Consider the following 16,082-nt stretch of genomic DNA (forward strand, 5'->3'; position numbering starts at 1 on the left):
TTGTTAAAAGACCGCTTAAAAACTTCGGCCGTTCTGATTTCGATCGTCGCGTTGTTAATTTGTCTGGATGTCCGATTCTCCAGAGAAGGGGCCGAGGGACTTTTTCTGGTTCCGCTATTGTTGTTCTTCGCGCTCGGCACCGCGTCGGACATCTGCAACTTGCTAATCAAAAGCGATCGGCCAATTCGTTACGGTTCGACGTTGGTCGCGACGGGCATGATTACGCTGTCGGCATGCCTGCCTCTACTGTGGCCATTGTTCGGCGAAACCTATCCGGTTGGCTGCAGCGTCGGACGACTGGGCTGGATCGTGATTGCTGGTGTTGGAGCGATGTTTTGGATTCTGCTGGGCGAGATGCGGACGTATGGCACGGCCAAGCACAAACCAATTTCCGATGTATTATCGGGCACAATTGAGAGAACCTGTTCCGGATCATTCGTGTCGCTCTATGTTGGACTGCCGATGGCATTGCTGGTCGCGCTAAGAAGCATGAACAGCAGCACGCACGGTGGCACGTGGGGATTGGCCGCTTTGTTGACGATGATCATCGTGACTAAGTCGACCGACGCGGGAGCCTATTTTTCGGGCAAAGCCTTCGGCGGAAAACTACTCGGCAGCAAGAAACTGATCCCTCGACTCTCCCCAGGCAAGACGCGCGAAGGCGCTCTTGGCGGGATCATCATCGCGACGATCGTTGCATTCCTTTGTTTGAAATGGCTTTTCCCGTGGATCATTGCACTCACGCCCTCTGATACTTCCCCAGCCGACCAAATCGCCGGCCAAATCGTTGGCCAGTTCGTTGGCCCATCAACCGATTCGCAACCAGCGATTGCTACTTTGGCAAATCCGCTATTTGGTGCGTTGTTGCTTGGCCCACTTTTGGCAGTGTCCGGAATGATCGGCGATTTAGCGGAATCGCTGGTCAAACGTGATTCTGGTGCAAAAGACAGCGGCAATTGGCTTCCTGGCTTGGGGGGCGTCTGGGACGTCACCGATTCGCTGATTGCAGCGATTATGCCAGCATTTTTGTGTTTTGCCGCCGGAGTTGGGGCGTAAACAAAAATCGAGGCGCTGGTTTACGGCGTCCTAGATTGGAATGTCCCCGTAGCATGAAACGTATAGAATCCCCTGGTCAGACACCGCGTCAGACTTTTGACACACACAGGCTACTCAATGACTGAAGCCACCCTGTCGATTACGAATCCCGACGAGATGCTGACCTTGTTCGGCCCACGTGATTCGCACCTGCGCAAATTGCGAAAACTCTTTGACGTGACCATCACGCAGCGAGACGGGCGAGTCCGTATCTCGGGCGAAGAGGAAGGTGTGCAGCGAGCGACACGCACTCTCGAAAAACTTCGCAACCTGCTTCGCAAAAAAGGTGAACTCAGCACCGCCGACATTCACACAGCCGCTTCGGAAGAAGGCGCTGTGATCGAAGGCGACCAGTTCCAAGGCGCCGATGCCAAGCTCTCTGGCGAAGAGATCGACATTCAACATGCCGGTCGACGCATCAAACCGCGCACACCCGGGCAAGCGCTGTACGTCCAAGCGATCCGCAGCCACGACCTGACCTTTGCGACAGGTCCCGCCGGTTGTGGCAAAACGTACTTGGCCGTCGCGACCGCGGTCGAAGCACTCAAGGCTGGGCATGTTCGCAAAATTGTCCTGGTCCGTCCCGCTGTCGAAGCCGGCGAGAGCTTGGGTTTCTTGCCCGGTGACTTGCGTGCCAAATTGAACCCATACTTGCGACCGCTAATGGACGCACTCGGCGAGATGGTCAATTACGACCAAGCACGTCAGCTGATGGAACAAGATGTGATCGAAGTCATCCCGCTGGCTTACATGCGTGGCCGCACACTCAATGATGCTTTCATCATTTTGGACGAAGCCCAAAACGCAACCATCGCGCAAATGAAAATGTTTCTCACTCGGATGGGTGAGCGAAGCAAGATGGTGGTTAGCGGAGACATCACTCAACAAGATTTACCACGCGGGGTGACCAGTGGACTCAAAGATGCTCTTTGGCGTCTAGGCCGGATCGAAGCCATCGGCAAAGTGCGACTGAAACCCAGCGACATCGTTCGACACCGACTGGTTCAAGAGATCGTGGCAGCGTACGAAGAATCCGATTCCAATAACTCCAATGGAGACCGATAGGAAACACGGGTCAGTACCTAGTGTTCCTACGCCATGAGCGGCGCAAGTAAAAAACGCACCAGCCAAGAACGAATCGAATCTTTGGGCATTCCCAAACCTCGCTTCGTTCAGTGGTGGCAGCGCAGTGACAAAGCGGACTGGGCAATCCGAGTCAGCATGGCGGTCGCCGCTGCGCTAGCGCTGTTGATCCTGTGCCAGACTTGGAAACCTCCGTTTGCGTACCGAACAAGTGAAATTCCCGCGCGTGACATCATCACACGCGTGGACTTCAGCCAAGAAGACACCGCAGCGACCGAAGCAGCTCGTTTACAAAAACGTCGCGAAGTTCCTGCGCGTTACCGCAATCGCCCCAAGCCGCTGACTCAATTGCGATCCGCTTTGAAAAGCCAACTGGTGTTGGTGATCGGCGCGGAGTCGTACGACACTCTGCAAAAAAGCGAAGAAGAATTCGCCGCTTTCTCAAAGTTCAATGAAGCCAGCAAGGCCGCGCGAGCCGTCGAAAAAGCAAAGAATGCCGATGAGACTCCGGACCTGACTCCCGAGCGTCGATTCGAGCTTCTAAAAAACGTTCTGGCAAATGACAAGGAACTGAAGAAGGTTGATGCGGCGGTTGGATTTTTGTTTCAAAACGAGTTTGAGCATGGGCTACTGAAAGCCCTGCAGCATGAACCGCAACAGGGGAGCCAACAGCAGATCGCAGTGTTCGAATCGGGACAATCCGGCGATGTACAGTTTGTGCAAGTCGACGAAGTGCAAATTGGTTTGGTCGAAAGCCGAGTCGATCCGAACTTGGCCGAACCGTTTCGGGTTCAGTTCGATGGTGACAGCAGTTCTCCGGAAGACGTGCGGACGGTCGCCCGAATCATCGCCGACTGGATTGTTCGCGAATTGCCCGCCTACGAAACGCTTCAGTATGATGACGAAGAAAGCGAAATGGCTCGCATCGAGGCTGCAGCGGCGATCAAGCCGATCATGAAAAACTACTACGCCGGCACGACGAAACTGGCAAGCGCCGGCAAAATCCTCGATCAAGAACAAATCGCATTGCTACGCCTGGAACGCGAAGCTCTGGCCAAGAAGATGAGAATCTCCGACCAACTCGCCCGGATCATTGCGTACGCCGGCATGATCGCAGCAATCTATCTGCTGTGTGGTTCGTACATCTACTTTGTCGACAACCGACAAATCGTGCTCGACCGCTGGCAACTGGGCAAACTGCTGGCTCTCTGGGTGCTGACTATTTCCCTGGCATACTTAGCCGCTCGCGACGAATGGCGCAGTGAGCTGATTCCATTGGTACTCGCTGCGATCACGTCCGCCGTCGTCTACGGTCGTCAGCTGGCGATGCTATTGGCCGCGACGTCCTGCATCTGCCTGGCCTTGCTACTGGGTTCGGGCATCGCCGAAGTCGTTGCGACTGCATCGGCATGCATCACCAGCATTTTGTTTCTCGATCGCATCCGTAGCCGCACCCACTTGCTTTACGTCGGAGCGGTCGCGGCGGCAGTCACCATCGCCACCGTCGTCGGCGTGGGGATCGTGACGGAAACTTCGCTGTCAGCCGTCAAAGTCGGCGCTGAAGCGGAACTGGAACCGATCTACCAAGGCCCGATCTTTCACGACGTGCTGGCAAGCCTAATTAGCAAAGCCACGTGGGCGGGCATCTGCATCATCGGTTCGGCGCTTGCCATGACAGGTTTGCTGCCGCTGGTCGAACGTGCGTTTGGAGTGCAAACCGACTTGAGCTTGCTGGAGCTAGGCGACGCAAGCCATCCGCTGCTGCGTCGACTCGCACAACGCGCTCCGGGAACCTACAACCACTCCATCAATGTCGCTTCGATCGGAGAAGCGGCCGCCGACGCGATTGGCGCAAACGGGTTGCTGGTTCGTGTCGGCGCGTATTTCCACGACATCGGCAAGATGTTTAAACCGGAATACTTCATCGAAAACCAAAGCTCCGGTGTCAATCAGCACGACACTCTGCAACCGGCGATGAGCACGCTTGTGATTATTGCGCATGTCAAAGACGGCGCCGATCTTGCCCGCAGCCACCATTTGCCTGAACCGATCATCGATTTCATTCTGCAACATCACGGCACTACCCTGGTTGAATACTTCTATCGCGAAGCCGCCCGACGCAGCGAAGAAGACCCCAATGGCGAAGCCGTCAGCGACAAAGATTTTCGCTACCCAGGGCCAAAACCACAAACGCTGGAAGCTGCCGTCATGATGTTGGCCGATACGGTCGAAAGCGCAAGCCGAACCCTCGTGGATCCGACCCCTTCGCGGATTCAAGGATTAGTTGATTCGATCGCCCAAAAGAAGATGGGTGATGGTCAGTTTGATGAATGCGGACTTACCTTTCGGCAACTTGATCGCGTACGTCGCAGCTTGGTTAAATCGCTCACTGCAATTTACCATGCACGGATCAAGTATCCTGGACCGCAAAACCCATGATCAAACAGAGCTCTCGAGCACGTTTTCTCATGCCTTTCACTTTGCCGTCCAGTTTTCTCAACTTAATGTCGCCCACTCCTGTGCTTCCATCAAGTATCGATGACGAGGAACCTCCGTCGTCCCTCTGCGATATCAGCGTCGAATTGATCGTCGACGACTCTGTGTCCGCTTCGCTTGATGAGGACGCAATTCGATCCACGGTTCTTTCCGCTGTTCAGACCGCAGCAGTCCACCGGGGATTTTCCAGCGGAACCGTTGGCGTGCGGATCACCGATGATGCCGCCATACGACAGCTCAACGCAAAACACCTGGGACACGATTACGCGACCGACGTAATCAGCTTTAGCTACGAAGCCGATCCGCCACACCTCGAAGGCGAATTGGTTGTCAGTGTCGACACCGCTCGCCAAAAAGCATCGGAAATAGGCTGGCCCGCGGAATCCGAACTGCTGCTCTACATTGTTCACGGTGTACTGCACATCACTGGTATGGACGACCACGAACCAACCGATCGACGGGAGATGCGTCAGGCGGAAGAATCTGTTTTTTTAAAGCTTGGCATTCGCGAAATTTCTCGCTGCGGCGCCGACATCCAGCCGGAGGATTCCCAATGAGCGAATCACTTCACTGGATCCTGTTGTGCGTCGGCGGCTTTCTGCTGAGCAGCATCGGCGGTTTAGGCGGCGAACTCTTGGATCGATTCGCAGGCCGTTCGCTGGAAGCCTACTGCCGACTGAGAAAGAACCGCGAACGCTTTGGCGCCGTGCTAGATCATCAAGACGCAGCCATTCGCGGCAGCGAGTACCTTCGCTTGATTGGCACGGTCATCTTCTTGCTTGGCGGCACCGCGGTGTTTTTTGTGGGTGATCCGCCCACCTACGGAGAAGTCACGCTTTGGGGAATCGGCGCAACGCTTGTGCTGATGCTGATGCACGTCTGGCTGCCTGTCGCGGTGACGCGATTTGCGTCGACCAAAGTGCTCTATCACACGTGGCCATTCTGGCGATCGCTCACGTCATTTATGAGCCCGCTAGCCGCGCCGGGAGAATTTGTCGAAGTACTGACTCGCCGAATCGCTGGCAAGGAAGAAACGGACGACGAAGACGAAGAACAACTCGAGGACGAGATTCGCACGATCGTCGCCGCGGGTACACGCGAAGGCTACTTTGGTCCTGGCGTTCGAGAAATGATCACCGGCGTGATGACACTTCACGAAGACACGGTGGGGCACATCATGACCAACCGCGACAAAGTCGACGCGATCGATGGGGACGCGACGTGGGACGAAGTGATGAAAACGATCGTCTCCGCTGGCCGTACTCGCTTTCCGGTTTACGAAGGCAGCTTGGACACGATTATTGGCGTGCTCTACGTCAAAGATTTGCTGCCCTATCTGCAAACTCGCGAAGCCCCCGATCAATCACTTCGCGATATCGTGCGACGCCCCTGGACCGTGCCCGTCGACCGCAGCGTTGAACTTCTGCTGCGAGAATTTCTGCACAGTCGATCACACATGGCGATCGTGCTGGATGAATTTCAGCAAACCGTCGGCGTCGTGACGATCGAGGACGCGCTTGAGGAAATCGTCGGCGAGATTGTCGATGAATCCGACGAAGAAGAGGAATACCAGATCACGGTGATCAACGAGTCCACCGTGGAAGTCGACGGACGAGTCATGATCGACGACTTAAACGAATTGCTTGCCTGGGATCTGCCAGAAAGCGACGATTACGAAACGATCGCTGGCTATGTCTTGTCCAATACGGGTGTGATTCCCGAGACCGGTCAGCAATTGACAATCGGCGATGCTGAGATCGAGATTCTCGTGGCAAGCAATCGCAAAATCGAATCGATGCGAGTGCATTTGCCCAATCTGCATGATCAAAAAGTCGGCTAGAAATCGACGCGAGGACTCCCAAGCAGCGTTCGCGGTCGGTTTCTGGCAAAGTGTGCCGTCGGCCCTTTGCCCGCAAAAACCTTGGTAAATTGCCTTTCTTGGCATTCTCGCCTTTCCGCAAAATCTTTGCGCCGCGGTTTGTCGTCTTACAGGTAGACCATGAATAATCCGCCCCCGAATTCCGAAGCGTTGTCCGAGGACGCGTGCGATTCGGCGGATGCTGGCCAGCGGCTGGTATCTGTGTTTGATGATGCGCGCGGGGAGATTCTAGGGACGTTGTTTTACTTGGTCGGCAACATGGAAGAAGCGCGGGATGTGCTGCAAGAGACGTTCTTGAAGTGCTGGCGAAACCGTCAGCAAATCCAAACCGTCGATAACTTGAAAGCTTGGATATTCCGCATCGCACTGAACACAGGTCGCGACGCTCGCAAAACGGCATGGAATCGTAGGCGAGAGTCCTTCGCCGAAAATTTTGCCGAGGAGGCAATCATGGTTTCCACCGCCGATGGCCCCGATGCGGGTCTGATGAAAGACGAAGAACTCCAGACGCTGCAGATTGCTGTTTCGCAGCTTCGCCCCGAAGAACAATCCGTCTTTCTACTTCGGCAAAACGGAGATCTCACTTACGAACAAATTGCACAGGCCACTTCGCTGCCCATCGGCACCGTCAAAACACGGATGCGAACCGCCATCCGCACTCTTCGCCAGTCGGTCGGAGGTCAGTCATGAATCACTCAAGCAATAAACCTAACGAAACGCCCAGCAGCGAACTAAGTCAATTGCTGCTGGAACTGCACTACGATCTGCTGGACGATGCCGAAGCCCGGCATCTGCGCAGTCGCATTGACAATGAACCGCATGTTGCGGCGGCTTGGACCGATACGCTACGCCTGGCCAGCAAAATGGCCAGTGCAGCCAGAGTCGATGGCACTTCGGTGCCGCCAGTAACGATCCCGGTCACTACACAATACGCGAATGATCCGAACGCTTTGGCGACCAATGCAACGGCTGCTGATCCCACCTCAGGTTCCACAACGACGCCACATGTAAATGGACAGAGATTCTGGATCAGTGCGATCAGTCTACTTGCTACCGCAGCGTCGATTGGCTTGATGGTATTGGGCAACCGCTACGTGCAGCAGTTGCCACCGCGGCCTGACGCGGTCGTTCGCTTGGACGCGCAAGCTACGGTCGCACATCGCGCGACGGCAGACAACCAATTCGAGATCAAAACCAGCTTGGTCGACGGTACAAATGGTATTGCTGGCGGATTTCAGGTCGTGCCGGCAACGATTTCCTTTTCGATCTTTTCTGGCGACTCAATCCTATTTCGCGGGGCGACCCAGACCAGTGATAGTGGGGGCTGCATGGTCGCGGTGCCGGACGACTTGGTCATTCCCCCCGGATCGAAACTTTCGGTGACAGCGAATCCCATCGGCTCCAACGCCAAAGCCACCACACTCCAAATCCCGCTGGAACCCACTCGATGCCTAACTTATGTCAAAACGGATCGCCCTGTTTATCGCCCCGGTGAAACTGTCTACTTCCGATCAGTCACGCTGAATCGTCGCTCTCTTGCATCACACGTCGATGTACCGATTCACTACGAATTGGTTGATCCCAGCGGTGCCTTGGTCGATGGCGCCATGATCGAAGGCGTGACAGAACGTGGCGTTGGCAATGGTTCGTTCACGATCGCATCGACCGCCCCCGGTGGCGCATACCAACTGGTCGCCAAGAGCATGGATGGGTTCTTTCCCGACGAGAAAGTTGATTTCCAAGTTCGAGTCTACCGAGTCCCGCGATTCAAAAAGGAACTGCAGCTCCATCAACGCAGCTACGGCCCCGGTGATCAAGTCGAAGCGGAGTTTTCTGCCCAACGTGCCGAAGGCGGTCCCGTGGCGGGTGCCTCGGTTCGAGTACAAGCAATGATCGATGAAGTCCCCGTTTACCAATCCACCGCAACGACATCCGCAACTGGCAACCTATCGATTGAATTCACTCTGCCGCAGCACATTGAAAAAGGCATTGGTCAGTTGTCAGTGATGATCGACGATGGCGGCACTCTAGAAACACAGATCAAAACCATCCCCATTCAATTGGGACGCGTGGAGGTCGATTTCTATCCCGAAGGCGGTTACCTAGTTGACGGCCTGAAGAACCGCGTTTACTTCACTGCCCGAAACACACTGGGCGATCCGATCCATATCGCAGGGGAGATTCAATCGCGAAACGGCACCGCCGTGGCAACGATCGAAACCGTGCGTGACGGCATGGGACGATTCGAATTCGTGCCGCGTCATGGTGAACGATACTCGGTGAAAGTCACGTCACCGGTAGACATCACCAACCTTCCCGCACTACCTGCCATCGTCAAGTCATTACCGGTTCTTGAGACAGGAAAAGGTGTGTTCCAGCACGATGATCCTTTGACCGTGACCATCCGACATACGCGGCCGATGAAAGGCATCCTGCGCGCCGTTTGCCGTGGCCAACTGGTCGGCCAGAAAGAGATCGATGTGCAGCCGGGAAGCATGGATGTTCGGCTGCCCCTTCGCGCGGATGCAGCAGGCGTAATACGTTTGACTGTCTTGGATGCATCAACGACGCCCGCACAGCCCTTGGTCGAACGACTGGTGTATCGACGCGAAAATCGCCGGCTCAACATTTCCGTTGTCGAACCAGAATCAGCATTGCAACGTTCACCCGGCGAACCGATGCGATTGACGCTGCAGGTCACCGACGAAAACGGCAACCCAACACCAGCTGTGCTAGGCGTGCGAGTCGTCGATGATGCCGCACTTAGCCTGGATGAAACAGAACGCCCTACTTTGCGGTCCCATTTTTTGCTGACCAGCGAAGTCGAATCACCGGAGGATTTGGAGCACGCAAACTTCTACCTGAGCGATGACGCAGAGGCAGCCGAGTCGCTGGATTTGCTGTTGGGGACCCAAGGCTGGCGACGATTCATCAGCGGTTCGCCCGATCAGCCACAAATGGATTTCCGCCAACAACTGGTGCGTCTACTGGAACTCGATGGCACTTCTGCGGCGAAACCGAAACCGCCCATCAGCAACGCGTCAGTATTTGTCGACGACTGGACTGATTACCGTCGCGCGGTGGCAGTGGCTTGGCGAAGCTTCCTGCGCCAAACCCGTATTCTGGCATTGGTTCTGGCGGGCGCCTTCATGCTCCTGTTTCTATATCGCTTGCGGCACTCATCGCTCACAACGGCAATGATCTGGCTGATGGTCGCATCGGCTACGCTGGCAGTGATCGGCTGCGGCAGCAGTCATGAAACGACAGTCGTGGGCAGCTTCCAAAGTGAATCTGCCGATTCTGCCGAGGACGACATTGGAAACCGTGCCGATTATGCGCCCCAAGCGACTCAGAAAGAGGACGCGGCAGAATCTTCAGCACGCGTCGCCATGGGCGCGGAGGATGAAATGGGAATGACCAGTCCGCCCACGATTTCATCGCAAGCCGCGGCGAACAATCGATTCGCCAATCCTGACGCGATCGTTTTTGACGCCAAAGCAAAGCAGACAATCGCAGTCGCAAAGGACATTGCAGCCAGTCGTTCGCTATCGCAAGAAAAGCTGCAGCGATTCCTGGCTGCACGCGGTTTGGATGCCGAAGCATTAGCGGATCAATTGCTCAGCGACCTTCGTTTTCCTATCCGTCAGTATGCTCATCGGCATCAAAAAACGGCCGCTGGAACCAGAAGCGATTTCGCTGAAACCCTCCTATGGCAGCCTCTGCTGGTCACGGATTCAAAAGGACAAGCCACGATCCGGTTTGATCTCAGCGATAGTGTCACGTCGTACCGCGTCGACATCGACGGGCACAATTTTGACGGCAGAATTGGCAGCGGAGTCGACACCATCACGTCACGAATCCCGTTTGGAATTGAACCCAAACTGCCACTGGAAGTGACCACAGGAGATCGCATCGACTTGCCCGTGGCCGTAATCAATGCCACGCAGGACGACGTATCGGTCAGCGTCGATTTGGACATCGGTCCGTCGCTTACACGAACTGACACGCAGCCCGTTTCGACCACGGTTGCAGCCGGCCAGCAAACGCGAGTGTATTTCCCACTTGACGTCGTCCAGGGTGAAAGCGAACAAGTCGTGCCCATCACTCTGCAAGGTTTTGCCGGAAGTGTTGACGGTAAATGGTCCGATCAAATCCAGCGAATGCTGCAAATTTCGCCCGCCGGATATCCTGCCCGACGTTCAATCGCGGGCCAAATCAATGGACGCGAGAAAGTCACCTTACCCATTCCAGATGACTTGGTCCCAGGATCGTTGGCGGTAACACTTCGTGCCTATCCGTCGCCAGTAGCCGACTTGATGGCGGGTGTGGAGAGCATTCTCCGGGAACCCCACGGATGTTTCGAGCAAACTTCGGCGACGAACTATCCCAACACGATGGCGCTGCTGTATTTGCAAAAGAACCAATTAGCGAAACCCGAGTTTTCGCGACGAGCGCGAACGCTGTTGGACAAAGGCTACGGGAAACTAACCAGCTTTGAATGTGACCGACGTGGCTACGAATGGTTCGGCAAAGACCCTGGGCACGAAGCCTTGTCGGCGTTTGGATTGATGCAGTTTAGTGACATGCAAAACGTCATGAATATCGACGCGGGAATGGTAACACGAACGCGAACATGGCTAATGAATCGCCGTGATGGTTCGGGAGGCTTCAAGCGAAATCCGCGTCACTTGCACGTGTGGTCCGTCGATCAAACCATCGTCAACGCCTATGTCCTGTGGGCAATTACAGAAGCCGACGTGGCTACGGGACAACCTCAACGCACAGCGGCCGAACTTGGAAACGAACTGCAACAACTAAACAATGTCGCGCAAAAGTCCACGGATGCCTATCTGGTCGGACTCTCAGCCGCTGCTTTGCTGAATGCTCAGATGACTCGGGAGGGCACATCGCTGCTGGACAAACTGGCCAAGCAACAGGCCGCGGACGGCAGTCTGGATGGCAAGACAACGGTCACATCAAGCGGCGGAATTTCTCGGCAAGTTGAGACAACCGCGATCGCAACTCTGGCGTGGCTAAAGAGCAAACGACACATAGAACAGGCTCAAAAGGCCGCGAAATGGCTGACGACTCATCGCCAGGGATCCGCAGGGTTTGGTTCGACGCAAGCGACTGTGTTGGCGCTCAAAGCACTCGTCGCGTTTTCGGATTATACCCAGTCATCCACCGGCAAAACCATTTTGATTAAACGGCGTCAGGAAACCATTGGCAAAGCAACACTTCCGCAAGATCCTCGTGGCGGTGAGGTCGTCGAGATCCAGGTTTTGGCAGACGCCCTGAACGACTTAGTCGGCGACATCGAGGTTGAATTGGTTGCCAACGGCAGCAACGGTCTTTCGTACACAATCGATCTGTCCTACCACTCGATCACACTTGATAGTGATCCGAAATGCCCTCTCACGCTGACGACCCAGTGGCAAGGCGACCAGAGCACAGCCCGAGCTGGCGAACCTATCGGCGTAAGAGCGTCGGTAACGAACAAAACTCGCGATGGTTTGCCAATGACAGTCGCAATCGTCGGTTTGCCTGGGGGTGTCGAACCCAGAGCCGAGCAGTTGGACGAATTGCGAGACGCAGAGCAGTTTGACTTTTACGAACTGCGTGGTCGCGAAGTGGTGTTCTACTGGCGAACGCTGGAGCCGAACATCACAAAGCAGATTGATTTTACAGTCACAGCAACCGTCCCCGGAAAGTACACGGGACCAGCGTCGCGTGCGTATCTGTACTACACCGCCGAACAGAAAGCTTGGGTCCAACCGCTAGAACTAGCGATTGGACGCTAGTCGAAGTTCGACAAGCCGCGTCGGGAAAGCTGCTACCAAGATCACCTGTTTTAGCTAGTAAACGTCGCGGACATATCGTTTGTCGTCGACTAGTTTTTTGATGTATGCCTTTGCTTCGGCGGCTGACAACTGTCCTTCGTTTTCGACAATCGACACGAGTGCTCGGTCCACGTCAGCAGCCATGCGCGAAGCGTCTCCACAAACGTAAAAGTGCGCTCCCGATTCCAGCCACTTCCATAGTTCAGCAGCTTGCTCTCGCATTCGGTCTTGGACATAAACCTTGACGTCGCCATCACGGCTAAACGCGGTATCTAGCCGACTCAGCAGACCGGATTCGGCGTAAGATTTCAGTTCTTTTTCATACAAAAAATCAAAAGCTTCGTGTTGATCTCCGAAAAGCAACCAGTTGTCGCCAGGTGACTTGGCTGCATCGCGTTCTTGCAGAAATGCCAGGAATGGCGCGATTCCGGTGCCCGGTCCGACCATGATCATCGGAGTGCTGGGATCACTGGGCACGGTGAACCCACCGTGATTTGGCTGGACAAAAACTCTGACTGTGCCACCTTCGGTGACCCGGTCCGCCAACATCGTGCTAGCCACGCCCTTTCGGACACGTCCTTCGCGTTCGTACACGACTTTGCCCACCGTCAAATGGACTTCATCGCCGACAGACTTCATGCTGCTGGCAATCGAATAAAGTCGCGGGTTCAGTGGATCCAAAGCTTCCAGAAATTCGGTAGCGGTCAATTCGCTGCAGTCAGTTAACTCCAACACGTCCAAAACATCAAAACCATCAGGCACGCCGTCTTCCAAAAATGACGTTAGTGTTGTCTTGGTTTCCGCATCAGTCGCTCTTCCCAGAACCGATTCAAGTAGTTCATCCGAGGGCTCTTTTAAACAGTAGTCATCGCTCAAAGCTACCCGTAGCGATTTGGGTCCTGTTGGTGACGTGACTGGCAACTCGCTATCGGCTCCGATTCGATCGATCACCTGGGCAACCAGTTCGCCGCAGTTACGGGGAAAGACCCCAAGCGCATCTCCGACTTCGTACTGCAGTCCTGAACCTGCTAGGTCGATCGCAACGTGCCGCGTGTCCTTGGCTGACCCTTCTTGGTTAAGCGATCGCGATTCGATCAGGCTTGCGACATACGGGTTCGATCTGCTGAACGGAGACGCTGATTCTCCGTTTGATGCTGCAAAACCGTTGCTTGCTGTCGAGCCGTTGCTTGCAGGCTTTCCGTTGGCCGATGCACCACCACCGCCTTCTTCCTTGAGCAGTTTCTTGACCATCTGTTTCGTTTCTTTGCCACCGGGACTGCAGAGCGTCAAGTTTCCTTCATCGCCCGCCGCAATCGCCTCGGCATACGTCTGACAAATGTACCCACAGGAACCGCAGTCCAACTGTGCCATGGCCGCCATCAATCGCCGCTGAATAGGCTTGCCATCGGCCAATTCCATCCGATCGACGATGGGGAGGCTATCGTCGTGCCAAGGAAAATCTTCTTCCTCGGCTGTTTCTGGTATCGGCAAGGTCGTACCAGACAGGCCGGCGGCACCCATGACGGCGTTCGGATTCTGGCCGTCCTGAATTCCCATTAGGCCGGAGAAGAATCCATTTAGCCAAGCACGTTGATCTTCGTTGAACGGTGCGGTTTCGGGGATCAGGCTGGACATAGTCAATCTGCGTTGGTGGTGGATGATGAAGTGTTGTTGCACTCCCATCTGGGAGCGGCGTGTTGCTCAATTTCAAAACGAGGTTCCCGTCCGCCTGGCAAAAGGGCGAAACCGGTGTATCGTCAAATTGTGTTGCTGATGGAAATTCGCACCCGGCTACGCATGGCTAAACTCTTTCGCCGAAAGTGCAATCAGTTCTTCGTCGCTGTAGCGCTGAGTGAACTGCGTAAAGGATTCACCCTCCTTGCGTTCTTCCAAATAGCCGCCGACGACGGCAACGATCTTTGCGATGACTTGCTCGGTTGGCATGGGATCAAAGAGTGCTCTGCCAATCGCTTGGCTACTCCCCCAACCGCCGCCGAGATGAAGCTCGTATCCTTCGACCATGTCGTCGCCAACTTCGACCTGAAATCCCTTTAGGCCGATATCCCCGATGTAGTGTTGGGCACAACTGTTGTGGCAGCCAGTGACGTGAATATTGATGGGCTGGTCAAGCGTGAACTGTGATTCCAAGGCGGCGGCAATCGCCATCGCGTCCCGTTTGGTGTTGCTGGCAGCAAATTTGCATCCGGCGCTTCCCGTGCACGCGATCAGCCCGGCGCGAAATGAGCTTCCGTCGTCATCGAGCCCCATTTCGGAGATGGCTGCTCGCACCGTTCCGATGTCTTCATTGCGAATGTTCGGGATGATCAAATTCTGCCAAACGGTCAGCCGAATTTCGCCATTCCCATAAGACTCAGCGATGTCGGAGACTGCTCGTGCTTGATCGCTGGTCATTCGTCCAACGGGCAACACCAAACCAACGTAGTTTCGGTCAGTCAATGGCTGCTGATGCCAACCAACATGTGCCATTCGATCTTCATGATCCGGAATCACGATGCGATCAGCAGGCACACGACGAAGCTTCTTGCCCATGTCCTCCTCGACAGCTTCGACAAACCTGTCAAATCCCCAATCATCCAAAACGTATTTCAAACGCGCCTTTTTGCGGTCAGTGCGGTCGCCGCTTTTGACAAACACACGGACGATCGATCCCGCGACAGCCACACACTCGCCGGGTTTTAGCAGCACGCCGGTCGGCCGCGCAAAATCCTTATGGCCAGTGATGCCACCAAGCGTCAGTTGAAAATAGACACCGGCGGGTAGGTCGTCCGAAGCCTGTTCGTCAGTCACTGAAACAGCGTGAAAACCGATGTCATTAGTATCGTCCAAGGCACTGATCTTGCCGCCACCATCAAACGCAATGTTGAATTTGCGAGGCAATCCGTACATTTCGCGATGATTCAAGATGTGGTGATGCATCCGTTTGGCAAGCGGAATCGTTTGAATCAATTCCAATTCGTCGATTCCCGACAATGCGCTTGCCGTGCAATTGCGGATATTGTCCCCGCCGCTTCCGAGAGGAATCACATCCAATTCGCGAAGACCGTATAGGATGTTCATGGCTTGATCAGCAGGAATTTCACGGTACTGCAGATTGGCTCGCGTTGTCACATCGATAAAACCACCGGCGCTGGCATCCGCCAAATCGGCGATACCACGCATCTGCCACGCGTGCAAAATTCCACCGGGCAGTCGCATCCGGCACATGTAACTGTCTTGAGCCGGCGCAACGTAGAACAGCCCATGAAACTTGGTCAAAAACACATCGGTGCCTTTTGGGAACTCTCCCGCGTCGCTTCGGGCCTGCATTTCGTCCCACATATCGAGCGGGTTCTTATCCTGTTTGGCAAGCTCCTCTTTGCACAATTTCTTACCGGCATCCGTTGTTTCTTGCTGCGCGATCAACGCGATTCTCTCCGGAACAGCCGTCAGCACTTTGCCGTCAACGGTCGCCGCGCCACCGCCCACACTGACCTGGGATCCGCCGGGCGATGCACTACCGCTGATGACAGGCAATCCCGAGACAGCTCTGGCGACATCAGATCCAAAAGTGAATCCAGAGAGAAACTGTTTTTGTTCTTCGGTAAAGGCATCATCAGACATGGCTTCGCTCTCAAAAAAAGTAGTCCTGCGACGCCGCGGGTAGGACACGGACGAATCGAAGACGGTAT

General features: G+C 55.0%; 9 protein-coding genes. 7 read left to right on the forward strand and 2 right to left on the reverse strand.

Going from position 1 to position 16,082, the window contains the following annotated elements; all coding sequences use genetic code 11:
* The 7 genes from K239x_RS25290 (at position 1) to K239x_RS25320 (ending at position 12,354) form a co-directional block, all read left to right on the forward strand.
* Positions 1-1,056, forward strand: coding sequence for a phosphatidate cytidylyltransferase (locus K239x_RS25290; protein WP_145421083.1), 1,056 nt, complete (start codon positions 1-3; stop codon positions 1,054-1,056).
* A 117-nt stretch (positions 1,057-1,173) separates the two neighbouring features.
* Entirely contained in the window at positions 1,174-2,160 is a 987-nt protein-coding gene (locus K239x_RS25295; protein WP_145421084.1) for a PhoH family protein, read from the forward strand.
* A 33-nt stretch (positions 2,161-2,193) separates the two neighbouring features.
* On the forward strand, positions 2,194-4,617 hold the full coding sequence (locus K239x_RS25300) for an HD family phosphohydrolase (protein WP_145421085.1): 2,424 nt from the start codon (positions 2,194-2,196) through the stop codon (positions 4,615-4,617).
* Between the two features lie 29 nt (positions 4,618-4,646).
* On the forward strand, positions 4,647-5,231 hold the full coding sequence (gene ybeY / locus K239x_RS25305) for an rRNA maturation RNase YbeY (protein ID WP_419189382.1): 585 nt from the start codon (positions 4,647-4,649) through the stop codon (positions 5,229-5,231).
* Positions 5,228-6,514 (forward strand): hemolysin family protein, encoded by a 1,287-nt coding sequence (locus K239x_RS25310; RefSeq protein WP_145421087.1) that lies wholly within the window; start codon positions 5,228-5,230, stop codon positions 6,512-6,514. Before ybeY ends, K239x_RS25310 begins: the two co-directional genes overlap by 4 nt.
* A gap of 159 nt (positions 6,515-6,673) precedes the next feature.
* Complete coding sequence (locus K239x_RS25315) at positions 6,674-7,243, forward strand: RNA polymerase sigma factor (protein ID WP_145421088.1); 570 nt, start codon at positions 6,674-6,676, stop codon at positions 7,241-7,243.
* Positions 7,240-12,354, forward strand: a complete 5,115-nt coding sequence (locus K239x_RS25320) for an MG2 domain-containing protein (protein WP_145421089.1) — start codon at positions 7,240-7,242, stop codon at positions 12,352-12,354. The genes K239x_RS25315 and K239x_RS25320 overlap by 4 nt, the downstream gene beginning before the upstream one ends.
* Positions 12,355-12,408: 54 nt before the next feature.
* Here the strand turns inward: K239x_RS25320 and K239x_RS25325 are convergent, their stop codons facing one another.
* The gene (locus K239x_RS25325; protein ID WP_145421090.1) at positions 12,409-14,028 is read right to left on the reverse strand and encodes a sulfite reductase subunit alpha; all 1,620 of its coding nucleotides are present in this window, start codon (positions 14,026-14,028) and stop codon (positions 12,409-12,411) included.
* A gap of 156 nt (positions 14,029-14,184) precedes the next feature.
* Positions 14,185-16,014: a NirA family protein gene (locus tag K239x_RS25330; RefSeq protein WP_145421091.1), complete on the reverse strand. Its 1,830-nt coding sequence runs from the start codon at positions 16,012-16,014 to the stop codon at positions 14,185-14,187.
* Positions 16,015-16,082 lie beyond the last annotated feature (68 nt).

It is taken from the genome of Stieleria marina (genome assembly GCA_007741555.1).
In the GTDB taxonomy this organism is placed as follows: Bacteria; Planctomycetota; Planctomycetia; order Pirellulales; family Pirellulaceae; genus K23-9.